The sequence below is a fragment of the Cellulosimicrobium sp. G4 BAM 1002 genome (genome assembly GCF_057126935.1).
Genome location: NZ_CP182109.1, coordinates 2,792,799 through 2,816,420, shown reverse-complemented (window position 1 = coordinate 2,816,420; position 23,622 = coordinate 2,792,799). Strand labels below are relative to the sequence as shown.

Genomic DNA, 23,622 nt, shown 5'->3' with positions numbered 1-23,622 from the left:
TTAGCCCTCGTCGCCGGGCATGCCGCTCCGTGTGGGCAACGTCTCGAGCATCGTGAGCAGCACCTCGCGCAGCGCGGCGACCTGGGCGTCGTCGAGCCCCCGGGTCGCGAGGTCCTCGGCGGAGCGGCGGCGGGCGGCCGCGAGGCCGGCGGCACGCCCGGCGTCGGTGATCGCCACGGCGCGACGACGACGGTCGGCCGGGTCGTCCGTGCGGGTCACGTAGCCCGAGCGCTCCAGGCGCGCGACGATCCGGCTCATGGTCTGCTCCGTGACCCCGGACTCGGTCGCGAGCACGCGCTGCGAGCGCGGCCCGCCGAGCAGGTGCATGAGGACGGGGAAGCCTGCGTGGTTGAGGTCCCACTGCCCGAGGTGGGCGTTCCACTCGCGCTCGATCCGACGGGCGACGGCGAACAGCAGGCGTCCGGTAGCCCACTGCTCGGGGTCGGTGGGCGCAGGGTCGCCGACCTCCGGGTCGTCGTACGGCCCGGTGGCAGCTTCCCTCGACGCGTGCGCCACGTGCATTCCTCCCTCAACCATGGCACCATTACTCAGCATGCTGAGCAATAGGAAGAGCGGATTCCTCCGCGGGCTGATCATTGTCGCAGTCATCGGTCTGTGGATGGCGATCGGCGCGCTCGGCGGGCAGGCGCAGGGCCGCCTGAGCAGCGTGCAGACCAACGACGCCGCGGCCTTCCTGCCCGAGAGCGCCGAGTCGACGCGCGCCGCCGAGGTCGCGCGCGAGTTCACCGACTCCGAGACGCTCCCCGCGCTGGTCGTGGCCACCACGGGCGACGGCAGCGCGCTCACGCCGGACGACCTCGCGGCGCTCGACGCGTACGCCGCAGCGATTCCCGGTGCCCCGCTCGAGGGCACGTCGGGCGACGAGCCCGCCACCGTCGGGGACGTCTCCGTCGCCGACCCCGTCGTGGTCCCGTCCGAGGACGGCGAGGCCGCGCTCGTCGTCGTCTCCCTGGACGCCTCGGTGGCGTCCGACCGGGTCGGCGCCGAGGAGAGCAGCGTGAGCGAGCTCGCCGTCGGGGCGCTGCGCGATCTGGCTGCCGCGGACGCCGCAGACGGCGGCCTCGCCGGCACCTCGCTCGAGGCGTGGGTGACCGGACCTGCCGGGTTCGTCGCGGACCTCGTGACCGCGTTCGGCGGGATCGACACGGTGCTGCTGCTCGTCGCGCTCGGTGCCGTGCTCGTCATCCTCGCCGTGGTCTACCGTTCGCCGATCCTGCCCTTCATCGTCATCCTCACCGCGGTCCTCGCCCTGACGCTCGCGGGGCTCGTGGTCTACCACCTCGCCGCGGCGGACGTGCTCACGCTCAACGGGCAGTCGCAGGGGATCCTGTCGATCCTCGTCGTCGGAGCCGCGGTCGACTACTCGTTGCTCGTCGTCGCGCGCTACCGCGAGGAGCTGCGACAGGTCCGCTCGACGGTCACCGCGCTGCGGCGCGCGGTGCGCGCCTCGGTGGAACCGATCGCCGCGAGCGCCGGCACCGTGATCGCGGGGCTCCTGTGCCTCCTGCTGTCCGACCTCTCCTCGAACCGGAGCCTCGGTCCCGTCGCCGCGATCGGCATCGCCTCGGCGTTCGTCGCGGCGCTCACCCTCCTGCCCGCGCTCCTGCTCGTCGCGGGGCAGCGCTCGCGCGCGCTCTTCTGGCCGCGGATGCCGCGCTTCGCGGGCGACCACGCGTCATCCGCGGCGGCGGCGGACGACGCCGCGGCCGGGGACGACGCCGTGAGCATCGAGGGCCACGGCGTCTGGTCGCGCGTCGCGAGCTTCGTCGGCCGGCACGACCGCCGGGTGTGGGTCGTCACCGCGCTCGTGCTCGCCGCGTGCGCCGCCTTCGTCCCGACGCTCGACGCCGAGGGGACGGGGGACTCCGAGGTGTTCCTCACGCAGGTCGACTCGGTCGACGGCGAGCAGGTGCTCACCGAGCACTTCGAGGGCGTGTCCGCCCAGCCGGCGACCGTCGTCGCGCCCGAGGGCGACCTCGACGCCGTCGTCGAGGCGGCCGAGGGCACCGACGGCGTCGCCGCGGCGACGCCCGTCACCGACCAGCCCGCCGTCGCACCCGGCGCGCCGGCGCAGGGCGACCCGCTCGTCGTCGACGGTCAGGTGCGCGTCGATGTCACCACGGAGGCGCCGTCGGACAGCCAGGAGGCCGTGGAGACGGTCTCCGCGCTGCGTGACGCAGTCCACGAGGTCTCGCCCGACGCCCTCGTCGGGGGAGCGGCCGCCGAGCGGCTCGACACGCAGCTCGCCGGACAGCGCGACCTGCGCGTCATCGTGCCCGTGGTGCTCGTCGTCATCCTGCTCATCCTGATCGCGCTGCTGCGCTCCGTCGTCGCGCCGGTGCTGCTCATGCTCGCGAACGTCCTGTCGTTCGGCGCCGCGCTCGGCGTGGCCGCGCTCGTGTTCGACCACGTGCTCGACTTCCCGGGCGCCGACCCCGCCGTGCCGCTCTACGCGTTCTGCTTCCTCGTCGCGCTCGGGGTCGACTACTCGATCTTCCTCATGACGCGGGTGCGCGAGGAGAGCCTGCGCGTGGGGACGCGCCGCGGCGTGCTGCGGGGCCTCGCCGTCACGGGCTCGGTCATCACGTCGGCGGGCGTGGTGCTCGCGGCGACCTTCGCGGCGCTCGGCATCATCCCGCTGCTGTTCCTGGCCCAGCTCGCGTTCATCGTCGCGTTCGGGGTGCTGGTCGACACGCTCGTCGTCCGCAGCCTGCTCGTGCCGGCGCTCGTCCACGACGTCGGTCGCCGCGCCTGGTGGCCGAGCGCCCTCGGCCGCGAGGACCGGGGCCCGGACGGGCCCGGTGGTCCGGGTCAGCCCGCCGGGAGCGGCTCGGCCGGGCAGTCCTCGAGCACCCGGGCCATCGCCTCGGACTCCGACGGGGTGACCGCGAGCTCGTAGGCGGACTTCACGGCGATCTGGCGCGCGACGTACGGGCAGCGGAAGGCGTGGTTCGGGGGGAGCCACGCCGACGCGTCGCGTGCACCCTTCGACTGGTTCGACGGGCCGTCGGACGCGAGGAGGTTGAGCGGGTCGTTCGCGAAGCGCTCGCGGGTCTCGTCGTCCCAGGACTGAGCGCCCTTGCGCCAGGCGTCCAGGAGCGGGACGACATGGTCGATCTGCACGGCCATGCTCGTCTCGTTCCCGCGACGGAAGTCGATCCTCTCGCCGGTGTAGGGGTCCTGGAACGTGCCGGTGCGGATCTCGCACGGCTCGCCGCGCGTCGAGTAGGTCAGGTCGGTGAGGTCGCGCGCGAGGATGTCGTTCCGCGTGTCGCAGCCGTTGCCGTCCACGTCCGCCCACGCCGCGCCGAAGAGCGAGCGCTCGTACCCGGTGTCGGCGGCAGGCCCCTTCACCTCGAGCCGCGCGAGCGCAGCGAGCGCCGTGCCGGGCGCGGGTGGGGGGTCGTCGTCGTCCGCCGCGACCGACTGCTGGCTGACGACGTTCGCGACGACGATGACGATCGCGAGCGCGATGAGGACGTAGCGCAGGACGCTGCGTCGAGGGATCGCGCGGCGAGGGGCCCGGCGGCTCGTGGTGCTCAAGGGACGACCTTCCCGAAACCGGTGCTCGGCCCGTCCTGCGCGAGCGGTACGCAGCGTTCCATACCGGACCAACGCGCACATTCTGCCAGTTCCGCCGGCGTGCTCGGACCACCGGTCGAGCCCGGGACGACCCCGGTAGGGCGGCCGTCTAGATTGGTCGCCATGGACAGCGCCGCACGCACGCTCAGGGTCGGGATCGTCGGGTACGGGGGCGCGGGCCGCGGGATCCACGCGCGGCTCGTGCGCGAGGCGGGGCACACCGTCACGGCCGTCGTCGTCCGGTCCCCGGAGCGTCGCGCGTCCGCGCTGGAGGACTGGCCGGGCGTCCACCTCCACGACGACCTGGACTCGCTCCTGGCCGACCGGGACGCGTACGACGTCGTGGTCGTCGCGAGCCCCTCGGCCCTGCACGCCGACCACGCGACGGCTCTCGCTCGGGCAGGAGTGCCGGTCGTGGTCGACAAGCCGCTGGCCCTCGGCGCGACGGCCGCCGACGCGGTGGTCACTGCCGCGGAGGAGGCCGGCACGCCGCTCACCGTGTTCCAGAACCGCCGCTGGGATCCGGAGCAGCTCACGCTGCGCGACGTCCTCGCGCGGGGGGAGATCGGGCGCGTGCACACCTTCGAGCGCCGCTGGGAGCGCTGGCGCCCCGTCCCGCAGCAGCGCTGGAAGGAGAACGACCCGGTCGGGGGCGGTCTGCTCCTCGACCTCGGCCCGCACCTCGTCGACTCCGCGACGCAGCTCTTCGGTCCGGTCACGGGCGTCTGGGCCGAGCTGCGGTCCCACACCACCCCCACGGAGGACGACGTGTTCCTCGTGCTCCACCACGCCCCGGACTCCGGCGGGAACGTCGTCGTGAGCCGGCTGTGGGCCGGGTCGGTCGTCGGCGCGCCGGGCCCGCGCACCCGCGTGCTCGGGACGGCCGGGGCGTACGTCGTGACGACGTTCGAGAACGACGCGTCGCCCTTCGAGGTGTTCGACGACGCCGCCCCGGCCGGGACGCTGGGCTGGGTCACGCGGGGGCGCGAGCGCGAGCCCGTGCCGCAGGCGTCGGGAGGCCACGCGGACTTCTACCGCGCCGTCGCCGCGTGGGTCCTGGAGGGCGGCCCGGTCCCGGTGGACCCGCGCGACGCCGTCCGCACGGCCGAGGTCCTCGACGCCGCCCGTCGCAGCGCGCGCGAGGGTCGTCTGCTCGCGGTCTGAGTCGACCCGCCGCCGTCCGCCCTGTGGATAACGGCGTCGAGGGCGCCCCGGCACGGTGAGATGGGCGCATGCCGCGACCGCTCGCCCCACGCCCGCTCGCCGACGCCGGCCTCGTGGCAGCGCTCGCCGCCGCCGGCTGGACCCTGCAGGAGCGCCCTGGCGCCCCTGACGGCGTGGTGGCGTGCGACGACGCCGGGACGTTTTGCGAGATCCACCGGGTCGGTGTCCCCGCGGCGCCCGACGCGCGGGCCGCGCTCACCGAGCACCTGCGCCTCCTCGCCCAGGAGCACGAGCACCTCGTCCCGGTCCGGGGCGTGGTCGAGGCGGGAGACGCCACGCTCGTCGTCCTGACGGACCACGTCGACGGCCTCCCGCTCGACGAGCTCGCCGCGGCCCGCGAGCCGTTCACCGCGGCCGAGGCCGTGACGGTCATCGTCCCCGTCGCGCAGGCGCTCGCGGCGCTGCACCGGACGGGCCGCTCCCACGGCCGGCTCGACGCACGGTCCGTCGTCGTCTCGCCCGGCGGCCGCGCCGTCGTGCGGCCGCCGCTCGTCCCTGCGGCGGGGTCGCCCGCGGACGACGTCCGGGACCTCGCGCGCGTCGTGCTCGGGATCGTCCCGCCGGCCGCGTCGAGCCACCCCGCCCAGAGCGCACCGGCCGACCCGGGGGAGGCGAAGGACCTCGCGGCGTTGCACGCCGAGCTCGTCGCCGCGCTGCGCGACGACCCGCGCGGCCGGCCCGCGGCGGGGACGTTCGCCGCGCGCTGCTACGACGCCGTCGAGCCGCGGCCGGTCGCGATGCCGGACGCCGCCCGCCTCGTCGCGGGGGCGCTCGGCGCACGCCGGCGGGTCACGCCCGTGCCGTCGGTCACGGCACCGGACTCCGCGGCGTCGTCCGTCGCGCCGACGGCAGGTCGCACCCACGGTCCCCGCCCAGCGGCGGGACGCGCCGGCCGCCACGGTTCAGGGACGCCCCGGCGCCGAGCCCCGCTGCGCGCGGTGCTCACGAGCCTCGGCATCGTGGCGGCGTGCGCCGTCCTCGTCGTGGTGCTCCTCGCGCTCGACGGGCCGTCCTCACCGGGCGGCGGCGGGTCGGGCGTGCCGGCGGCGGACGGGGCTGACGGTACCGGCGCCACGAGCGCGCCGGACGCGACCACGGACCCGGACGACCCCACGGCCGCGGCGCGCGCGCTCACCGAACGACGGCTCGCGCTCGTCACCGACGGCACCGGCGACCTGTCGGGCATCGCCGTCCCGGGCTCCCCGGCGGAGGCGACCGACGCCGCGCTCCTCGCGGAGCTCGAGGGGGTGGACGTGCTCGACGCGCGGGCCGAGGTCTTCGACGCGCGTCTCGTCGAACCGGGCCCGGGCGACGCGGAGGAGCCGCCGGATGGCGGCGCGCCCCCCGACGTGGCGGTCGAGGTCGACTACGCGGTCGGCGCGCACCGGCAGCGCACCGCCGACGGCGAGCTGCAGGTCGGGGCGACGCCGCGCACCACCGTGTTCCTCGTGCTGCGCTGGACCGACGCGGGATGGCGCGTTGTCGAGGTGCGCTGATCAGCTCCCGACGACCCAGCGGGCCGCGGCCGTCAGCTCGGGGTCGGCGAAGTCGAACCCGCTCGTCTCGAGCACGGTGGGCAGCGCGCGCTGGGAGCCGAGGATGTCGGAGGCCAGCTCGCCGAGCGCGATGCGCAGGGCGAAGGCCGGGACGGCGAGCACCGCCGGCCGGTGGAGAGCGGCGGCGAGCGCACGCGTGATCTCGGCGTTCGTCGCCGGCTGCGGCGCGCAGACGTTGACCGGTCCGTGCACGGGCGCGGTGAGCAGGTGGCACAGCGCGGCGACCTCGTCGCGCAGCGTGATCCAGCTCCAGTACTGGGTGCCGGGACCGAGCCTGCCGCCGACCCCGAGCCTCAGGAGGGGCAGGAGCCGGCCCAGGGCCCCGCCGTCGGGCGACAGGACGATGCCGCTGCGAGCGTGCACGACCCGCACGCCCGCGTCCTGCGCCGGCGATGTCGCCGCCTCCCACTCGCGCACGAGGCGCGCCAGGAAGCCGTCTCCCGAGGTCGACGTCTCGGTGAGCACCTGCGCACCGCGGTCGCCGTAGTAGCCGATCGCCGAGCCCTGCACCCACACGGGCGCCGGGTCGCCGAGCTGGGCGAGCGTGCGTGCGATCAGCCCGGTGGTCCTCGTGCGCGAGGTCACGAGCGTGCGCTTGTAGGCGGTCGTCCACCGGTGGTCGCCGATGCCGGCCCCGGCAAGGTTGACCACCGCGTCCGCACCGTCGAGGACGGCCGGGTCGAGGACGCCGGCGTCCGGGTCCCACTCGTGCTCGTCGGCGGTCTGCGGCGGGCGTCGCACGAGGCGGCGCACGTGATGGCCCTGCTCGCGCAGCACCGCCAGGAACTCCGAACCGATGAGCCCGTGAGAGCCCGCCACGACGATGTCCATGGAGCAACCGTACGGCCCCGGACGGCCGAGGGCCCCGACCATCGCGGTCGGGGCCCTCGGCCGTCAGCGGAAGAGCGTCAGAGACCGACCTCGGACTCGAACGCGCCCTCCTCGATGCGGTTCTTGATCGACGTGAGGAAGCGCGCGGCGTCCGCCCCGTCGACGAGCCGGTGGTCGTACGACAGGAAGATGAAGCACGTCGAGCGGATGCCGATCGTGTCGTTCCCGTCGGCGTCCGTCACGACGACCGGGCGCTTGGTGATCGTGCCCGTGCCGAGGATGGCGACCTGGCCGACGGGGACGATCGGCGTGTCGAAGACCGCGCCGCCCGAGCCCGTGTTTGTGATGGTGAACGTGCCGCCCGCGAGCTCGTCCGGCCCGACCTTGTTGGCGCGCGTGCGCGCACCCAGGTCGGCGATCTTGCGCGCGATGCCGGCGAGGTTGAGGTCGCCCGCGTCCTTGATGACCGGCACGACGAGGCCACGCTCGGTGTCGACCGCGATGCCGACGTTCTCCTGGCCGTGGTACGTGATCTCGTCCTCGGCGAAGGTCGCGTTGATCTTCGGGTACGCCTTGAGCGCCTCGACCGCGGCGAGCGTGAAGAACGGCAGGAACGTGAGGTTCGCGCCCTCGCGTGCCTTGAAGTCGGCCTTGGCACGGTTGCGCAGCGCGGCGACGCGCGTGACGTCCACCTCGACCGCGGTCGTGAGCTGGGCCTGCGTGCTCAGCGCCTCCACCATGCGGCTCGCCACGAGCTTGCGCAGGCGGCTCGTCTTCTCCGTGGTGCCGCGCAGCGGCGACACCGCGGGGACGCTCGGCTTCTTCGGCGCGGCGGCAGCGGCCGGTGCAGCCGGGGCCGGTGCGGCCTTCGCCTCCTCGGCCTTGCGCGCCGCCTCGAGGACGTCCTCCTTGCGGATGCGGCCGCCGACGCCCGTTCCCGTGAGCGTCGACAGGTCGACACCCTTGTCCGCCGCGAGCTTGCGCACGAGCGGCGTCAGGTAGGTGCCGCCGGCCTTCGCAGCCGGCGCCGGGGTCGCTCCCGGTGCCGACTCGGCCTTCGCCGGTGCCGGCTGGGCCGGTGCCGGCTGCTCGGTCGCGGCGGGAGTCTCCTCCTGCGCGGCCTGGGCCGGGACGTCCGCCTCGCTGGCCGGGGTACGAGCCTCGGTCGGCGCCTCCGCGGGCGCGGGAGCCTCCTGCTGCGGTGCCGCCGGGGCGGGCTCCGCAGCCGGGGCCGGAGCCGCCGGGGCGGCAGCGCCGGAACCGACGATCGCGAGCACGGCACCGACCTCGACCGTCTCGTCCTCCTGGACCAGGATCTGCTGGACGGTGCCGGCCACGGGGGACGGGACCTCGGTGTCGACCTTGTCGGTGGAGACCTCGAGGAGCGGCTCGTCGACCTCGACCGTGTCGCCCACGGCCTTGAGCCAGCGGGTCACGGTGCCCTCGGTCACGGACTCGCCGAGCGCGGGCAGCTTGATCTCCTCGCCGCCCGACGCCTGCTCGGCCGGAGCAGCCTGCTCGGCCGGAGCCGCCTGCTCGGCGGGCTGGGCCGGAGCCTCCTGCGCGGCGGGCTCGGGCTCGGACTGCTGAGGCGCGGCAGCCTCCTGGGCCGGCTCCTCGGCGGCGGGCGCCGGAGCGGCGTCGCCGCCGCCGGAGCCGTCGCCGATGACGGCGAGGTTCGCGCCGACCTCGACGGTCTCGTCCTCCTGGACGAGGATCTGCTCGAGCGTGCCCGCGACGGGCGAGGGGATCTCGGTGTCGACCTTGTCGGTCGAGACCTCGAGCAACGGCTCGTCGACGGCGACGGTGTCGCCGACCGCCTTGAGCCAACGGGTGACAGTGCCTTCGGTGACGGACTCGCCGAGGGCCGGCATCTGCACGTTCTCAGACATGACCTGCCTGGTCTCCTTCGATCGTTGGGGTCAGTTGTGGGCGTGCAGAGGCTTGCCGGCGAGTGCCAGGTGCGCCTCTCCGAGTGCCTCGTTCTGGGTGGGGTGGGCATGGACCAGGGCGGCGACGTCCTCGGGGTACGCCTCCCAGCCCACGATGAGCTGGCCCTCGCCGACGAGCTCGCCGACGCGGGCCCCGATCATGTGGACGCCGACGACGGGACCGTCCTTGCGGCGCACGAGCTTGACGAAGCCGCTGGTCCCGAGGATCTTGCTCTTGCCGTTGCCGGCGAGGTTGTACTCGAGGGACTCGACGGCGTCGGCCCCCCACGAGGCGACCGCGTCGGCCTCGGTGACACCGACCGACGCGATCTCCGGCTCGCAGTACGTGACGCGCGGGATGGAGGACTCGACGATGGGCGTCGGCTCGAGGCCCGCGATCTGCTCGGCGAGGAAGATGCCCTGCGCGAAGCCCCGGTGCGCGAGCTGCAGGCCGGGGACGATGTCGCCCGCGGCCCAGACGTTCCCGACGCCGGTGTGCAGGCGCTCGTCGACGGTCACGAACCCGCGGTCGAGCGTGATGCCCTGGGCCTCGTAGCCGAGGTCGGCGGTGCGCGGCCCGCGTCCGACCGCGACGAGCAGCAGGTCGGCCTCGAACGTCTTGCCGGACTCGAGCGTCACGGTGACACCGGAGTCGGTCTCCTTGACGCCGGCGAAGCGGTCCCCGAGCGAGAACTTGATGCCCCGCTTGCGGAACGCGCGCTCGAGCGACTTCGACAGCGCCTCGTCCTCGTTCGGGACGAGGTGGGGCAGCGCCTCGACGATCTGCACGTCGGCGCCGAACGACTTCCACACGCTCGCGAACTCGACGCCGATCACGCCGCCGCCGAGCACGACGACCGACGACGGCACGCGGTCGAGCCCGAGCGCCTGGTCGGACGTGATGACCCGGCCGCCGATCTCGAGGCCAGGGAGGGAGCGTGAGTACGAGCCGGTGGCGAGCACGACGTGGCGGCCGGTGTACCGGCTGCCGTCGACCTCGACGGTGTCCGGGGCGACGAGTCGGCCGTGTCCCTCGACGTACGTGATCCCGCGCGAGGAGACGAGGCCCTGCAGGCCCTTGTACAGCCCGGCGACGACGCCGTCCTTGTACGCGTTGACGCCGTCCATGTCGACGCCCTCGAACGTGCTGCGCACGCCGAACCTGGCACCTTCCCGGGCGCCGTCGGCCAGCTCGGCCGCGTGGAGCAGCGCCTTGGTCGGGATGCACCCGTTGTGCAGGCAGGTCCCGCCGAGCTTGCCCGACTCGACGAGCGCGACGTCGAGACCGAGCTGGGCGGCGCGCAGCGCCGTGGCGTAGCCGGCGCTGCCTCCGCCCAGGACGACGACGTCGAATGGTGTGCCGGGTTCGGCCACGTGCGACTCCTTCAGCGAGGGGAGAGCGAGGTCGGACGTCCACGGCACGTCGACGGGCCGGACGGGAACCGCTGACCCACGATGCGTGAACGTTCTCCGGGTGCCATCTTGGCACCTCGGGCACGGGCTCCCCAATCGAAACCCGCGCCTCGCGGCTGTGACGCTGGAGACAGCCGCACCCACCGTATGACCAGGGTCACGCTGTACCCTGCCGCTGTGCCTCGGCTGCCTCGGCTCTCCAGCCTGTTCTCCCGTCGACCCGCACCCGACTCGTCCGCGTCGGGTCCCGTCGGCACGTCGTCGGACGCCCGTCGGGCGACGCTCGAGCACCTGCAGGAGTTCGTGCGCACGCGCGTCGGCGTCGAGGCGTACGTCGAGCCGCCCACCCCGGACACGGGCGCGACGCTGCTGCTCATCGCGACGACGGGCGAGTGGACGCGGCGGCGCGTCCCCGACGAGAAGACGGCGTTCGACGTCGCCCGGTCCCTCGGCGTCCCCGTCTACAACGTGCGGTTCACCGGCTACCCGCAGCGCATGCGGGACTGGAACTCGCGCCAGCGTCGGCGCTGACGCCGGCGCGAGCCCCGATCGACCCCGTCAGCGCGTCGCGCGGCCCTCGATCAGACCGAGCAGCGTGCGCACCGCGACGCCCGTCCCGCCCACCGGCGTGTACCCGTGGGCCGAGCCCTCGTTGAACGCCGGGCCGGCGATGTCGAGGTGCGCCCACGGCGTCGACCCGACGAACTCCTGGAGGAACAGGCCCGCGACGAGCATGCCGCCGAACCGGTCGCCGATGTTCGCGAGGTCCGCGACCTTCGACTTGAGCGAGGCGCCCAGCTCCTCGGGGAGCGGCATGGGCCAGAACTGCTCGCCCGCCGCGGCGGCGGCCGCGACGACCTCGGCGCGGACGTCGTCGGCGCCCATGACGGCCGAGACCCGGTTGCCGAGCGCGACCATCTGGGCGCCGGTGAGCGTCGCGACGTCGAGCACGACGTCCGGCTTCTCCTCGACCGCGGCCACCAGGCCGTCGGCCATGACGAGGCGACCCTCGGCGTCGGTGTTGAGCACCTCGACGGTCTTGCCGCCGCGGATCGTGATGACGTCCGACGGGCGCTGCGCCGTGCCCGACGGCATGTTCTCGGCCAGGCACAGCCAGCCGGTGACCGCGACCGGCAGGCCCAGTCGCGCCGCCGCGACGACCGCGTGCAGCACCGCGGCCGCGCCCGCCATGTCGGACTTCATGGCTTCCATGCCCTTGGCGGGCTTGATCGAGATGCCGCCCGAGTCGAACGTGATGCCCTTGCCCACGAGCGCGACCTTCGCCGTCGGGCGCGCCGGGGCGTAGGCGACCTTGACGAGGCGCGGCCCGCGTGCCGAGCCCTGGCCGACGCCCACCAGGCCGCCGTAGCCGCCCGCGACGAGCGCCTTGTCGTCGAGGACCGTGACCTTGAGGCCCTTGGCCCCCGAGTCCTTGACGGCCTGCTTCGCCAGGTCCGCGAACGCGGCCGGGTACAGGTCGTTGGGCGCGGCGTTGACGAGGTCGCGTGTGGAGTTGACGGCCGCGGCGACGACCTTCGCGCGCTCGACGGCGGCCCTGGCAGAGGCGCTCCGGGCGCTCGCGGCGAGCACCTCGACGGTCGCGGGAGCGCGGGTCGTCCCCGACGTCGCGTCGTCGCCCGTGCGGTAGCGCGCGAACGCGTACGTGCCGAGCAGCGCGCCCTCGGCGACCGCGGCGAGCTCCGCGTCGTCCTCCACGGGGAGCGCGACGGCGACGGTGGACGTGCCCGCGAGCGCGCGCAGCGCGGCACCGGCGGCGCGGCGCAGCGTCTCGGCGCTGAACGTGCCGTCGGGGCGGCGCGCGCCGAGGCCGACGAGCACGAGCACGTCGGCCTTGAGGTCGGCGCCCGCGGGCACCTTGCGCACCTCGTCGGCGGCGCCGGTGATGCCGAGCGCGGGGGCGAGGTCCTCGAGGCTCGCGACGACCGCGCGGGGCAGGTCGCCCCCGACGATCGCGACGCCGTCGGACGTGGTGTGGGTGCCGACGACGAGCGCGTCGACCTTGGCACCGGCGGGATTCTTGCTGGAGACGGTCAGTTCAGCCACCCCGCGATGCTATCTCCGACGCGACGCGAGCGAACCACGTCGGCCCGGTACCGATTCCGCCCGGGCCCGCCGCCCCCGGTACGCTCGGCGGCGTGGTCCTTCCCCTCCTGCTCGTCGTCGTCGCGGCGTGCGTCGCGCTCGCCGGCTGGGCGGTGGCGTTCGTCGTCCGTGACCGGGCGGTGATCCTTCGCCAGCTCTGGGGGGCGGCGCTGATCGAGGGGCTGATCCTCGTGCAGGCGGTCGTGCTGGCCGTCCTCGGCCTGACCGGGACCGCGCCGAGCGACCCCGTGCTGCTGTGGGGCTACCTCGTGACCACCCTCTTCATCCTGCCCGTCGCCGCGTTGTGGGCGTTCGCCGAGCGATCGCGCTGGAGCTCGGTCGTGCTCGCGGTCGCGGCCCTGACGGTCGCGTTCCTCGAGTGGCGGCTGTGGCAGATCTGGAACGCCTGACCTGGAGGTCCACCCGATGAGCGCACCCGGCACCCCGCGCGGCGAGGATCCGGCGACGACGTCGCGCACGGCGACCGGGTCGGGCACCCGTCCGACGACGAACGCCGGGTTCGGCCGCGTGCTCGTGGCCGTGTACGGCATCTTCGCGATCGCGGCGAGCGCGCGCGCCGGCGTCCAGCTCCTGCGCGACTGGCACGAGGCGCCTCTCGCCTACGCCCTCTCCGGCCTCGCGGCGGCCGTGTACGTCGTCGCGACCGTCGCCCTGGCGCGCGGCGGTCGGACCGCGCGGCGCGTCGCCTGGGCCGCCGTCACCGTCGAGCTCGTCGGGGTGCTCGCGGTCGGGGCCTTCTCGCTCGCCGACCCCGAGGCCTTCCCACGCGCGACCGTCTGGTCCGGCTTCGGCCAGGGCTACGGGTACGTGCCGCTCGTCCTGCCGTTCGTCGGGCTGTGGTGGTTGTGGCGTACCCGGCCGACCGACCCGTCCCGCACCCCGTCCCAGACCGACTCCCCGGAGGCCGCCGCATGAGCCGTCGCCCGTTCCTCTACGGCCTCGTCTTCGACGCCGTCTTCCGGCGCATGGACCCCGAGAAGGCCCACGAGGTCGCGTTCGGTCTCATCGAGACCGCCGGACGGGTGCCCGTCCTGCGGGACGTCGTGCAGGGCGCGCTCGCGCCGTACCTCGGCCGTCGCGCCGGGGGGCGCGGCAGCGTCGAGGTCCTCGGCAAGGTCTTCCCCGCGCCGTTCGGCCTCGCGGGTGGTTTCGACAAGAACGCGCGGGCCGTACGCGGGCTGACGATGCTCGGGTTCGCGTTCGTCGAGATCGGCACCGTCACCGCGCACGCACAGCCGGGCAACGAGAAGCCGCGCATGTGGCGCGAGCTCGACGTCCAGGGCATCCGCAACCGCATGGGCTTCAACAACGAGGGCGCCGCCGCGGCCGCGCGCCGGCTCGAGGCGCTGCGCGCCACGCCCGCGGGCCGCGCGGTCCTCGTCGGCGCCAACATCGGCAAGACGAAGGTCACGCCGGCGGCCGAGGCGGCGGGGGACTACGCGACGAGCGCGAGCCTCCTCGCGCCGTACGCCGACTACCTCGTCGTCAACGTCTCGTCGCCCAACACCCCGGGGCTGCGCGACCTGCAGGAGGTCGAGTCCCTGCGCCCGATCCTCGTCGCCGTGCGCGAGGCCGCGGACGCCTCGACCGCGTCCGCCGGCGTCGGCCGTGTGCCGCTCCTCGTGAAGATCGCGCCCGACCTCGCGGACGAGGACGTCGACGCCGTCGCGGACCTGGTCGACGAGCTCGACCTCGACGGGGTCGTCGCCGTCAACACGACGATCGGCCACGACCGCGGCCCGGGCGGCCTCTCCGGGCCGCCCGTGCGTGCCCGCGGGCTCGCCGTCGTCGCGCGCCTGCGCGAGCGGCTCGGCGCCGGACGCGCCATCATCGGGGTCGGTGGCATCACGACGGCGCACGACGCGCGCGACTACCTGCACGCCGGCGCCGACCTGGTGCAGGGCTACACGGCCTTCGCGTACCACGGGCCGTTCTGGGCGGCGCGGATCAACCGCTCGCTCGCGCGCCACCCCGAGCCGGGCGACCACGTGCGCGGCGTCCGCGAGCCGAGGGAGGGACGATGATCCGTCCGCAGTGGGTCTGGGAGCTCGACGACGCCGACGGCCGTGCCCTCGCGGCGCCGGTCAGCCCCGTGTTCACGACGCAGTTCGACGCCGAGCAGTGGCTCGGCGAGACCTGGCGCACGCTCGCCGCACAGGGCGCGGTGGTCGCCCGTCTGCTGCACGACGGCGCGCAGGCCACCGCGCCCGTCGAGCTGCGCGCGGGCTGACGACGCCGCGACCGCGGGCCCTCACCGGGGCGCGACCTCGGCCCAGGCCTCGCGGAGCCGTGCCGCGGCGACGCGCAGGGCCGACTCGTCCGCCGTGTAGGCGAGCCCGACGTGTCCGGCGCCCGTGCTGTCGGGCGTGAGCGCGGTCCCCGGGGTCACGAGCACGCCGCGCCGCGCCGCTGCCGCGACGAGCGCGTGCGCGCGCGGGGCGCCGAGCGCAGCCCACAGGGAGAGGCCACCGCGCGGGCGCGCGACGTGCCATGCGGGCACCTCGCGGCGCAGTGCCCCGCGCAGCACGTCGCGGCCGTGCCGCAACGCGGCGAGCCGTCGCACGACGGCGTCGCCGGGCCGCTCCCAGAGGTCGACCGCGACGAGCTGGTCGAGGACCGAGGGGGCGACGCCATCCAGCATCAGCACCTCCGCCAGCCGGTCGAGCACGCGGCGCGGTGCGCGTACCCAGCCCACGCGTAACCCGGGGCACGCGGTCGTCGCGAGCGATCCCACCGCGACGAGCGGCCCCGGTCGGTCCCCGAGCACCGGATCCGGGGCCGCGCCGTCGAGCACGACCGCCGAGAGCGTCTCGTCGACGACGACGGGCACGTCCCACGACCGCGCGCGCTCGCGCAGCTCCCCGCGCTGCCCGGACGAGAGCGTCGACCCCGTCGGCGCGTGGAAGTCGGGCACGAGGTAGACGAGTCGTGGGTTCGCGCGCGCGACGACCGAACCGAGGACGCCCAGGTCCATCCCGTGGCCGTCGGGGTCCGCGGAGTCACGGTGGCGGCTCGCGAGGAAGCACCCGGAGCGCGCGAGGTATCGCGGCGGCAGGCGCGGGACGGCGTCGTCGTCGGCGACCGTCGGCACCCCGACGACCCGTGCTCGGGCGGCGCGGGCCGCCGCGAGAGCGCCGGGTTCCGTGGGGGACTGGACCACGACGCGATCGCCCGCTCGCACGAACGCGCGGACGAGGAGGGAGATCGCGTGCTGCGCGCCCGCGGTGACGAGCACCTCGTCGGGGCGCGTCGGGGTCCCGCGTGCGCAGTACCGGGCGGCGACGAGCTCGCGCAGCTCGTCGATCCCGCGCGGTGGCGACCCGGACGGGAGGAGCGGGCCCGCGCGGTCGACCGCCCTCCGGAAGGCGTCGGGGAGCCTGGCGAGGTCCGTCGGCGACGGGTCCCACGTCGCCGACGCGGACAGGTCGAGAAGTCCTCGTCCCGGCGTCGCGCCCCGGGCGGGCTCCCTGCCCACCGCCTGCTGCGCGTGCGGGTAGGCGAGCGTGACCGTCCCCGCGCCCACACGGCTCGAGACGACTCCTGCGTCGCGCAGCCGCTGGTAGGCCGCGGCCGTCGTCGAGCGCGAGACGCGCAGGACGCGCGCGAGCTCGCGCTCGCCGGGCAGGAGCGTCCCGGGGGCCAGGACGCCCGACTCGACGGCCGCCGCGAGGCCGTCCGCGATCGCCACGTACGTCGGCAGGCCGGTCCGCCACGTGCCCAGCGCGCGCACCGCGGCGCGCGACGACAGCCGGCCGACGACGGCCGGACCCCCGCTGTCGAGTGCCCCCACCAGGCCACTGTGCGGCGAGTGGCCCTGTCGGCGCAACGCCGTGGCACCCAGGGTCGGGTGGATGGGGACGATCGCAGGGGGCGGCGGGTGGCCACGGCCCGCACGGGAGTGGGGTCGGTCCGCGGCGTGCGCGCGGGGGAGTGGCGACGGCCCACGCCGGTCGGCGCGGGCACCGAGGCGGCTCGTCCAGCTCGTCGTGGGGCTGCTGGTCTACGCGTTCTCGACCGCGATGCTCGTCCATGCCGGGACGGGCTCGCGGCCGTGGGACGTGCTCCACGAAGGGCTCGCCCGCGCGGCGGGCGTGAGCATCGGCACGTCCGCGGCCGCCACGTCCGTGCTCGTCATGGTCCTGTGGTGGCCGTTGCGGGAGCGGCCCGGGTCGGGGACGGTGGTCAACGTCGTCGTCACGGGAGTCAGTGTCGATCCGAGCCTCGCGCTGCTCGAGGCGCTCGTCCCGGCACCGGACACCGCCCAGCGGATCGCGCTCGCCCTGGGCGGGATCGTCCTCAACGGCGTCACGACCGCGGCCTACCTCGGGGTCCGCCTCGGCGCCGGTCCGCGCGACGGTCTCATGACCGGCATCGTGCGGCGCACAGGTCTCGCGGTGGGCGTCGTCAAGACCGTCCTCGAGGTCGGGGTCGTCCTGGTGGGCTGGGTGCTGGGCGGCACGCTCGGCTGGTCCACGCTCGCCTACGCGCTCGGGGTGGGCGCCGTGGTGCACGTGAGCACGCGGCCGCTCGACCTGGGCCCACCGGCGCGCCGACGACGGTCCGGACGCCGGGCCGTCAGCCGGTCACCCGCCGCCACGCCGCGCTCAGCCGGGCCACGGCCCGCTCGAGCTCCTCGGGCGGGCGCGAGAAGGTGAGGCGCAGCCTGTCGGTCGAGCTGCCGTCCGGCGTGAACGTCGGGCCGGCGTTGACGAGGACGCCCTCTGCGGCGGCCGCCGCGGCGAACGCGTGCGCGACCGGAGCGCCGACGTCGACCCAGAGCGAGAGTCCCCCCTCGGGCACGTGGACCTGCCACGTGGGCAGAGCGTCCGCGAGCAGCCCGCACAGCAGGTCGCGCTGCGCGCGCAGCATCCGGCGCCGCTCCGCGAGCACGGCGGCGCTGTCGCCGAGCAGCTCGACCACGGTCAGCTGCTCGAGCACCGCGGTGGCGATGTCCGCGGACTGCCGCGTCCGCATGAGGCGCGCGACGAGGTCCGGGTGGGCGCGCACCCAGCCGACCCGCAGCCCGCCCCAGAACGACTTCGACGCCGACCCCACGGTGACGACGTACGGCGACGTCCCGTCCCCGGCCAGCGGCGGCGCGACCGGCCCGGTGGTGTCCGGGTCGCCGTCGAGGTCGAGGTCGGTGAGGGTCTCGTCCCCGACGACGCTCACCCGGTGGCGCGCGGCGGCGTCGCGCACGCGGGCACGTTCGGCCGGTGTGAGCGTGTACGCCGTGGGGTTGTGGAAGTCGGGGACGAGGTAGACGAGCCGCGGAGAGACCTGACGGAGCGTCGAGTCGAACAGCTCGGCGTCGAACCCAGGCGCGTCGTCGTGCCCTCCGCGGCCCACCGGGACCGGGACCAGGCGGGCACCCGCCCGGCGCATCGCCTCCATCGCGTGGTAGTACGTGGGCGACTGCACGACGGCACGGTCGCCCGGCCCGAGGAGGGTCGCCGCGAGCGTCGCGATCGCGTGCTGCCCGCCGGTCGTCACGAGGATCTCGTCCGGGGTCGTCGGCGTGCCGCGGGCCGTGTGCCGTGCGGCGATCGCCTCGCGCAGGGCGTCGAGGCCGTACGGCTCGTACCCACCCTCGGCCAGGTACGCGGGCAGCCGCTCGAGCGCGCGGGAGTAGGCGGCGTGCAGCCCGCTCGGCGCCGCGGACGTGGCCTGCGACAGGTCGGCCAGGTCGACCGGGGTCGTCCCGGAGGAGGGTGCCGGCGGGGCGTCGCCGCCGTGCGCCCGGGGCGCGCGGAGCGCCGAGCGGCGGGTGCTCCCGCGCGGCAGCACGACGACGGTCCCCGAGCCCGTGCGGGACCGGGCGAAGCCGAGCTCGCGCAGCCGCCGGTAGGCGGCGGCCGTCGTCGTGCGGGACACGCCGAGCGCGGCCGCGAGATCGCGTTCGGAGGGCAGGCGCGTGTGCGGGGCGAGAGTCCCGGCGAGCACCGCGGCACGTAGCGCGTCGGCGAGCGCGGTGTACGCCGGCCCGCCCGCGTGCCAGTGGCCGAGGAGTCGCGCCGCGGCGCCGGGGGAGAGGTGGCGGTGCACATCGACCGTGACCGCGGGAGCCGAGCTCATGGGGCCACTCTCTCGCAATTGGCTATGGATGTCGATGCCATTCCTCGCGCACGATGGCACGCATGAGCCCCACGCGTCGTGCCGTCCAGCTCCTCCTCGGCCTGCTCGCCTACTCGCTGTCCATGGCGATGCTCCTGCACGCGGGCCAGGGCGGCATGCCGTGGGACGTCCTGCACCAGGGCATCGTGCGACGCACCGGCCTGCCCTTCGGCGTGGTCGTCGGGTCGCTCAGCGTGCTCGCGCTGCTCGCGTGGATCCCGCTGCGCCAGCGGCCCGGGATCGGGACGGTCGCGAACGTCGTCGTCATCACGGTGACGATCGACCCCGCGATCGCGCTCGTCACCCGGCTCGTCCCCGACCCCGGTGCCGCGGCGAGCGTGGCGCTCGCGGTCGGCGGCATCCTGCTCAACGGCCTCGCGACCTCCGCCTACCTCGGCACGCGGCTCGGCCCGGGTCCCCGGGACGGGCTCATGACGGGCCTCGTCGCCCGTACTGGCCGGTCCGTGCGGGTCGTGCGGACGTTCATCGAGGTGGTCCTGGTCGCCCTGGGCTGGACCCTCGGGGGGACGCTCGGCTGGGCGACGCTCGCGTACGCCGTCGGCGTCGGCCCGATCGTCCAGCTGACCGCGCGCTGGTTCGCGCCGCGCGGGCTCGTGACGGCGTCGTCGGCGCCGACGCGAGGCGCGACACCCGCACCGGCGCCTGCACCGGCGCCGTAGGGCTCCCGACCGGGCGAGGGAGGCATGCCCGGAACCCGGTCGGTGAGGTACCCGGTCCTGCCCGGCGCCGCACGCGGCGTCGGGCAGGACCGCGAGGTCAGGCGACCCGCGCCTTCGGCGCGCCCTCGGCCGTCTTGCCCGGGTCGCGCTCCACGACGTCGCCCAGGACGTCGTCGATCCGCGTCATGAGCTCGGCCGGGATGACGACGCCCGACGCCTTGACGTTCTCGGCGACCTGCTCGGGCCGGGACGCCCCGATGAGCGCCGCCGCCACGTTGTCGTTCTGCAGGACCCACGCGACGGCGAGCTGCGCGAGGCTCAGCCCCAGCTCGTCGGCGACCGGCGTGAGGTTCTGCACCCGGGTGAGCACGTCGTCGGACAGGAAGCGCTGGATGAAGCGGGACCCGCCCTTCTCGTCCGTCGCACGCGAGCCGGCGGGAGCCGCCTGGCCGGGACGGTACTTGCCGGTGAGCACGCCCTGCGCGACCGGCGACCACACGATCTGCGAGACGCCGAGCTCGCGGGACGTCGGCACGACCTCGTCCTCGATGACCCGCCACAGCATCGAGTACTGCGGCTGGGACGAGATGAGCTGGAATCCGAGGTCCTTCGCGAGCGCGTGACCCGCGCGGATCTGGTCCGCGGTCCACTCCGAGACGCCGATGTACAGGGCCTTGCCCTGGCGGACGATGTCGGCGAACGCCTGCATCGTCTCCTCGAGCGGCGTCTCGGTGTCGTACCGGTGCGCCTGGTAGAGGTCGACGTAGTCGGTGCCCAGACGCTGCAGGGAGCCGTTGATCGACTCCATGACGTGCTTGCGCGACAGGCCGGTGTCGTTGGGGCCGCCCGGTCCGGTCGGCCAGTAGACCTTGGTGAAGATCTCGAGCGACTCGCGACGCTGGCCCTTGAGCGCGTCGCCGAGGACCTGCTCGGCCTTCGTGTTCGCGTAGACGTCGGCGGTGTCGAACGTCGAGATGCCCGCGTCGAGTGCGGCGTGCACGCACGCGGTCGCGACGTCGTTCTCGACCTGCGAGCCGTGGGTGAGCCAGTTGCCGTAGGTGATCTCGGAGATCTTCAGACCGGAGTTGCCGAGGTAGCGGTAGTGAGGCATGCGCTCAACCTACCGGCGTGACGGTTGCCCCGGCACGGGGTCCGGTCCCGCCCGGGAGACAGGGTCAGTCCGGGTAGACGCCGTGCTTCTTGTGCAGCGGCTTGGGCAGGCGCGCGCGGCGCAGCTGGAAGGCGCGCATCACGGCGTACATGACGGTCCCCTTGGGGACCTCGCCGAACTTCGCGATGATCCGCTTGCGCAGGCGCCGCCACATGATGAACCCGTCGATCACCGTGAGCAGCACGATGACGTAGAGGGTCATGACCGTGAGGAACGCGAGCTCCTGGTTCTGCGCGGTGAGGAACGAGAAGACGATGAACACGAGCGCGACGGGGAGGAAGAACTCGCCGAGGTTCCAGCGCGCGTCGACGTAGTCGCGCACGTAGCGCTTGACCGGGCCCTTGTCGCGCACGGGCATGTAGCGCTCGTCGCCGGTCTGCATCGCCTGGTACTGGCGGTCGCGCATCTCGCGCTGCTTCTCCCGCGCGGTCTTCGCGGCGGCGCGGCGGTCGTTCGGCACGAGGGGTCGCTTGTTCGCGGCCTCGGAGACCTTGCGCTTCGGTGTCGGGCGGCCCTTGCCGGCCTGCTCGATCTCGGCCGCCTGCTCGACGGGGTCGGGGGCGGCGGGCGTCGCTGCGGACTTGTTGCGGGAGAACACCCCTCCAGGGTAGTCGAGGCGGAGGAGTGCCCGGGCGCCGGGTCCGCGGAATCCTCCCGTGCTCGTCCCCGGCACCGTGTCGTACGGTGCTCGTCGTGACGAACTCACCCGAAACCCCCGACAGCGCCCTCGCGACCACGCTGCGCGAGAGCGTCGCCCGCCTGTTCCCCGCGCTGCGTGCGGACCTCGAGTCGCTCGTGCGCGTCCCGAGCGTCTCGAACGCCGCGTTCGACCAGGCCCACGTCGCCGCGAGCGCCGACGCCGTGGCCGCGCTCCTGCGCGACGCCGGCCTGCCCGAGGTGCAGGTGCTGCGCGCCCGGGCCGACGACGGCTCCGAGGGCGCGCCGGCCGTCGTCGCGCGGCGCCCCGCGCCCGACGGCGCCCCGACGGTCCTGCTGTACGCGCACCACGACGTCCAGCCCCCGGGCGACGCGGCCACGTGGGAGACGGAGCCGTTCGTGCCGACCGAGCGCGACGGCCGCCTCTACGGCCGCGGCGCGGCCGACGACAAGGCGGGCGTCGTGGCGCACCTGGGGGCGCTGCGCGCCCTCACCGAGCTCGGTGACCTCCCGGTCGGGGTGACGGTGTTCGTCGAGGGCGAGGAGGAGATCGGCTCGCCGACGTTCCTGCCGTTCCTCACGCAGTACCGCGACCTGCTCGCGGCCGACGTCATCGTCGTCGCGGACTCCTCGAACTGGAAGATCGGCGTGCCGGCGCTCACGACGTCGCTGCGCGGCCTCGTGGACTGCGAGGTCGAGGTCGCGGTGCTCGACCACGCCGTCCACTCGGGCATGTTCGGCGGGCCGGTGCTCGACGCCGTCACCCTGCTCGCGCGCCTGGTCGCGACGCTCCACGACGACGCGGGCAACGTGGCCGTGCCTGGTCTGGTCACGGGCGCCGAGCCGACGGTCGACTACGCGGAGGCCGACTTCCGCGCGGACTCCTCGCTCCTCGACGGGACCGTCCTCGCGGGCGAGGGCAGCATCGCGGGGCGGTTGTGGACCAAGCCCGCGATCGCCGTCATCGGCCTCGACGCTCCGAGCGTCGCGCACGCGTCCAACACGCTCACGCCGCGTGCCATCGCGAAGCTGTCCGTGCGTCTTGCGCCGGGTCAGGACCCGGCCGCGGCCATGGCCGCGCTGCGCACGCACCTGGAGACGAACGCGCCGTTCGGTGCGCGCGTCACGGTGCGCGACGGTGAGCAGGGCAAGCCGTTCCTCGCGCCCGCGGACTCCGACGCGATGCGCGCCGCGCGCTGGGCGTTCGCGACGTCGTGGGGGACCGAGCCCGTCGACATCGGCATCGGCGGGTCGATCCCGTTCATCGCCGACCTGCTGGAGGTCTTCCCCGAGGCCGCGATCCTCGTCACGGGCGTCGAGGACCCCGACTCGCGTGCGCACGGTGCGAACGAGTCGGTGCACCTCGGCGAGCTGGAGAAGGTCGTGCTCGCCGAGGCGCTCCTGCTCGCGCGCCTCGGCGGCGCCGTCGTCTGACGCACGGCCGGGCGCTCCCGGTCGGTGTCAGCCGGCCGGGAGCGTCGACCGCAGCTCGGCGGCCTCGCCGAGGACCGGTCCGAGGGCAGCGCGTGCGGGCGCGTCGAGCGTCGCCTCGAGCGCGGCGAGGCGGTCGAGGTGCTCGCGCGCCGCCGCCGGGTCGTCGGTGCGGACGGCGAGCTCGGCGAGGTAGGCGAGCGCGCGCACCCGGTCCGCGACGTCGGCGTCGTCACCCGCGCGGCGCAGCGCCCCGGCGAGGATCTTGTGCCCCTGGACGGCGTCGCCGTGCGAGTCGGCCTGCACGACGGCGTCGTCGAGGGCGCGTGCGAGCCGGCTCGCCGGTCGGGGCGCGTAGGCCGCGAGCCCGGAGTCGCCCGTGCTCGGCGTGCCGTCCTCGGCACGCCCGACGTCGGTCGGTGCCACCTGGTGTGCCGTGTCCGGGGACGTGTCGTGCGCTGCCGGGCGACGCATGAACCGGATCCAGTTCCCCGCCGGGTCGACGACGCTGAACCCCGTCGCGCCGCCCGCGTTCGCCCGCCGCCGCGGGCGGGTGATCCGGGGGAACCCGGTGAGGGGGAGCCTGCCGTAGCGGGCACGCAGGCCCGCCGCGAGAGCCTCGAAGACCGGTTCCGTGTCGTCGACGACGGCGATGCACGTGCTGTAGCTGTCCTGCGGCTCGAGCCCGTCGAGCCCGAAGTAGTGCAGGTCGACCCCGCCGCGACGCACGGCGACGTAGGGGTTGGGCCGGAGCTGGCGGTAGGTCACGTTGAAGCCGAGCGCGACCCAGAAGTCGCGCAGCTCGTCGACGTCCCGGCAGGGGAGCGCCGGGACCATCGTCGCGTCGAAAGGGTCGGGTGCGGGCTGCGTGGGTTCCGGCATCCGAC

At 74.9% G+C, this 23,622-nt stretch carries 22 protein-coding genes; 11 read left to right on the top strand and 11 right to left on the bottom strand.

Annotated elements, in window-relative coordinates; translation table 11 throughout:
* Nucleotides 1-537, bottom strand: a complete 537-nt coding sequence (locus ACMXGY_RS12760) for a MarR family winged helix-turn-helix transcriptional regulator (protein ID WP_483773368.1) — start codon at nt 535-537, stop codon at nt 1-3.
* A gap of 16 nt (nt 538-553) precedes the next feature.
* On the opposite strand from ACMXGY_RS12760, the gene ACMXGY_RS12755 reads away from it, so the two are divergent.
* Nucleotides 554-2,920 carry an MMPL family transporter gene (locus ACMXGY_RS12755; RefSeq protein WP_483773367.1) on the top strand — a complete coding sequence of 789 codons (2,367 nt, stop codon included), beginning with the start codon at nt 554-556 and terminating at the stop codon, nt 2,918-2,920.
* On the opposite strand, the gene ACMXGY_RS12750 is transcribed toward ACMXGY_RS12755, so the two are convergent.
* Nucleotides 2,833-3,564, bottom strand: coding sequence for an HNH endonuclease family protein (locus ACMXGY_RS12750; RefSeq protein ID WP_483773366.1), 732 nt, complete (start codon nt 3,562-3,564; stop codon nt 2,833-2,835). The two genes, ACMXGY_RS12755 and ACMXGY_RS12750, sit on opposite strands and share 88 nt — an antisense overlap.
* 162 nt (nt 3,565-3,726) lie before the next feature.
* On the opposite strand from ACMXGY_RS12750, the gene ACMXGY_RS12745 reads away from it, so the two are divergent.
* Complete coding sequence (locus tag ACMXGY_RS12745; protein WP_483773365.1) at nt 3,727-4,767, top strand: Gfo/Idh/MocA family protein; 1,041 nt, start codon at nt 3,727-3,729, stop codon at nt 4,765-4,767.
* A 68-nt stretch (nt 4,768-4,835) separates the two neighbouring features.
* Nucleotides 4,836-6,323 carry a hypothetical protein gene (locus ACMXGY_RS12740; RefSeq protein ID WP_483773364.1) on the top strand — a complete coding sequence of 496 codons (1,488 nt, stop codon included), beginning with the start codon at nt 4,836-4,838 and terminating at the stop codon, nt 6,321-6,323.
* On the opposite strand, the gene ACMXGY_RS12735 is transcribed toward ACMXGY_RS12740, so the two are convergent.
* The 3 genes from ACMXGY_RS12735 to lpdA all read right to left on the bottom strand — a co-directional run bounded on the left by ACMXGY_RS12735 (nt 6,324) and on the right by lpdA (nt 10,519).
* Nucleotides 6,324-7,214 (bottom strand): TIGR01777 family oxidoreductase, encoded by an 891-nt coding sequence (locus ACMXGY_RS12735; protein WP_483773363.1) that lies wholly within the window; start codon nt 7,212-7,214, stop codon nt 6,324-6,326.
* A 77-nt stretch (nt 7,215-7,291) separates the two neighbouring features.
* Nucleotides 7,292-9,106 carry a 2-oxoglutarate dehydrogenase, E2 component, dihydrolipoamide succinyltransferase gene (gene sucB, locus ACMXGY_RS12730; RefSeq protein WP_483773362.1) on the bottom strand — a complete coding sequence of 605 codons (1,815 nt, stop codon included), beginning with the start codon at nt 9,104-9,106 and terminating at the stop codon, nt 7,292-7,294.
* 30 nt (nt 9,107-9,136) lie between these two features.
* On the bottom strand, nt 9,137-10,519 hold the full coding sequence (gene lpdA, locus ACMXGY_RS12725) for a dihydrolipoyl dehydrogenase (protein WP_483773361.1): 1,383 nt from the start codon (nt 10,517-10,519) through the stop codon (nt 9,137-9,139).
* A gap of 216 nt (nt 10,520-10,735) precedes the next feature.
* Here lpdA and ACMXGY_RS12720 point away from each other — a divergent pair, with 216 nt between their 5' ends.
* Nucleotides 10,736-11,089 (top strand): oxidoreductase, encoded by a 354-nt coding sequence (locus ACMXGY_RS12720; protein WP_483773360.1) that lies wholly within the window; start codon nt 10,736-10,738, stop codon nt 11,087-11,089.
* Between the two features lie 27 nt (nt 11,090-11,116).
* Here ACMXGY_RS12720 and ACMXGY_RS12715 read toward each other — a convergent pair whose 3' ends face one another.
* On the bottom strand, nt 11,117-12,622 hold the full coding sequence (locus ACMXGY_RS12715; protein WP_483773359.1) for a leucyl aminopeptidase: 1,506 nt from the start codon (nt 12,620-12,622) through the stop codon (nt 11,117-11,119).
* Between the two features lie 92 nt (nt 12,623-12,714).
* On the opposite strand from ACMXGY_RS12715, the gene ACMXGY_RS12710 reads away from it, so the two are divergent.
* From ACMXGY_RS12710 to ACMXGY_RS12695, 4 genes are read left to right on the top strand one after another with little or no spacing between them, the layout of a single operon-like run.
* Entirely contained in the window at nt 12,715-13,071 is a 357-nt protein-coding gene (locus ACMXGY_RS12710; protein ID WP_483773358.1) for a hypothetical protein, read from the top strand.
* Between the two features lie 16 nt (nt 13,072-13,087).
* On the top strand, nt 13,088-13,597 hold the full coding sequence (locus tag ACMXGY_RS12705; protein ID WP_483773357.1) for a hypothetical protein: 510 nt from the start codon (nt 13,088-13,090) through the stop codon (nt 13,595-13,597).
* A complete protein-coding gene (locus tag ACMXGY_RS12700) occupies nt 13,594-14,706 on the top strand; it encodes a quinone-dependent dihydroorotate dehydrogenase (RefSeq protein ID WP_483773356.1) in 1,113 nt (370 codons plus the stop codon). Before ACMXGY_RS12705 ends, ACMXGY_RS12700 begins: the two co-directional genes overlap by 4 nt.
* Nucleotides 14,703-14,912 (top strand): hypothetical protein, encoded by a 210-nt coding sequence (locus ACMXGY_RS12695; protein WP_483773355.1) that lies wholly within the window; start codon nt 14,703-14,705, stop codon nt 14,910-14,912. Before ACMXGY_RS12700 ends, ACMXGY_RS12695 begins: the two co-directional genes overlap by 4 nt.
* 21 nt (nt 14,913-14,933) lie before the next feature.
* On the opposite strand, the gene ACMXGY_RS12690 is transcribed toward ACMXGY_RS12695, so the two are convergent.
* A complete protein-coding gene (locus ACMXGY_RS12690; protein WP_483773354.1) occupies nt 14,934-16,472 on the bottom strand; it encodes an aminotransferase-like domain-containing protein in 1,539 nt (512 codons plus the stop codon).
* A 61-nt stretch (nt 16,473-16,533) separates the two neighbouring features.
* Between ACMXGY_RS12690 and yczE (ACMXGY_RS12685) the strand changes: the two genes are divergently transcribed.
* Nucleotides 16,534-17,337, top strand: coding sequence for a membrane protein YczE (yczE, locus tag ACMXGY_RS12685; RefSeq protein WP_483773353.1), 804 nt, complete (start codon nt 16,534-16,536; stop codon nt 17,335-17,337).
* Here yczE (ACMXGY_RS12685) and yczR read toward each other — a convergent pair.
* Nucleotides 17,258-18,757, bottom strand: coding sequence for a MocR-like transcription factor YczR (gene yczR / locus ACMXGY_RS12680; protein WP_483773352.1), 1,500 nt, complete (start codon nt 18,755-18,757; stop codon nt 17,258-17,260). The genes yczE (ACMXGY_RS12685) and yczR overlap by 80 nt on opposite strands.
* Nucleotides 18,758-18,819: 62 nt before the next feature.
* On the opposite strand from yczR, the gene yczE (ACMXGY_RS12675) reads away from it, so the two are divergent.
* The gene (gene yczE, locus ACMXGY_RS12675; protein ID WP_483773351.1) at nt 18,820-19,476 is read left to right on the top strand and encodes a membrane protein YczE; all 657 of its coding nucleotides are present in this window, start codon (nt 18,820-18,822) and stop codon (nt 19,474-19,476) included.
* A gap of 97 nt (nt 19,477-19,573) precedes the next feature.
* On the opposite strand, the gene ACMXGY_RS12670 is transcribed toward yczE (ACMXGY_RS12675), so the two are convergent.
* Nucleotides 19,574-20,587 (bottom strand): aldo/keto reductase family protein, encoded by a 1,014-nt coding sequence (locus ACMXGY_RS12670; RefSeq protein ID WP_483773350.1) that lies wholly within the window; start codon nt 20,585-20,587, stop codon nt 19,574-19,576.
* Nucleotides 20,588-20,651: 64 nt separating this feature from the next.
* Nucleotides 20,652-21,245, bottom strand: coding sequence for a DUF3043 domain-containing protein (locus tag ACMXGY_RS12665; RefSeq protein ID WP_483773349.1), 594 nt, complete (start codon nt 21,243-21,245; stop codon nt 20,652-20,654).
* 95 nt (nt 21,246-21,340) lie between these two features.
* On the opposite strand from ACMXGY_RS12665, the gene ACMXGY_RS12660 reads away from it, so the two are divergent.
* Nucleotides 21,341-22,738, top strand: a complete 1,398-nt coding sequence (locus ACMXGY_RS12660) for a M20/M25/M40 family metallo-hydrolase (protein ID WP_483773348.1) — start codon at nt 21,341-21,343, stop codon at nt 22,736-22,738.
* Between the two features lie 27 nt (nt 22,739-22,765).
* On the opposite strand, the gene ACMXGY_RS12655 is transcribed toward ACMXGY_RS12660, so the two are convergent.
* Nucleotides 22,766-23,617 carry a hypothetical protein gene (locus tag ACMXGY_RS12655; protein ID WP_483773347.1) on the bottom strand — a complete coding sequence of 284 codons (852 nt, stop codon included), beginning with the start codon at nt 23,615-23,617 and terminating at the stop codon, nt 22,766-22,768.
* Nucleotides 23,618-23,622: the final 5 nt, after the last annotated feature.

Coding starts and splice junctions, on each gene's coding strand:
- ACMXGY_RS12760 (WP_483773368.1), bottom strand. CDS start 537: ATGGTTGAGGGAGGAATGCACGTGGCGCACGCGTCGAGGGAAGCTGCC.
- ACMXGY_RS12755 (WP_483773367.1), top strand. CDS start 554: ATGCTGAGCAATAGGAAGAGCGGATTCCTCCGCGGGCTGATCATTGTC.
- ACMXGY_RS12745 (WP_483773365.1), top strand. CDS start 3,727: ATGGACAGCGCCGCACGCACGCTCAGGGTCGGGATCGTCGGGTACGGG.
- ACMXGY_RS12740 (WP_483773364.1), top strand. CDS start 4,836: ATGCCGCGACCGCTCGCCCCACGCCCGCTCGCCGACGCCGGCCTCGTG.
- ACMXGY_RS12735 (WP_483773363.1), bottom strand. CDS start 7,214: ATGGACATCGTCGTGGCGGGCTCTCACGGGCTCATCGGTTCGGAGTTC.
- sucB (WP_483773362.1), bottom strand. CDS start 9,106: ATGTCTGAGAACGTGCAGATGCCGGCCCTCGGCGAGTCCGTCACCGAA.
- ACMXGY_RS12705 (WP_483773357.1), top strand. CDS start 13,088: ATGAGCGCACCCGGCACCCCGCGCGGCGAGGATCCGGCGACGACGTCG.
- ACMXGY_RS12700 (WP_483773356.1), top strand. CDS start 13,594: ATGAGCCGTCGCCCGTTCCTCTACGGCCTCGTCTTCGACGCCGTCTTC.
- ACMXGY_RS12695 (WP_483773355.1), top strand. CDS start 14,703: ATGATCCGTCCGCAGTGGGTCTGGGAGCTCGACGACGCCGACGGCCGT.
- yczE (WP_483773353.1), top strand. CDS start 16,534: ATGGGGACGATCGCAGGGGGCGGCGGGTGGCCACGGCCCGCACGGGAG.
- yczR (WP_483773352.1), bottom strand. CDS start 18,757: ATGAGCTCGGCTCCCGCGGTCACGGTCGATGTGCACCGCCACCTCTCC.
- yczE (WP_483773351.1), top strand. CDS start 18,820: ATGAGCCCCACGCGTCGTGCCGTCCAGCTCCTCCTCGGCCTGCTCGCC.
- ACMXGY_RS12670 (WP_483773350.1), bottom strand. CDS start 20,587: ATGCCTCACTACCGCTACCTCGGCAACTCCGGTCTGAAGATCTCCGAG.
- ACMXGY_RS12655 (WP_483773347.1), bottom strand. CDS start 23,617: ATGCCGGAACCCACGCAGCCCGCACCCGACCCTTTCGACGCGACGATG.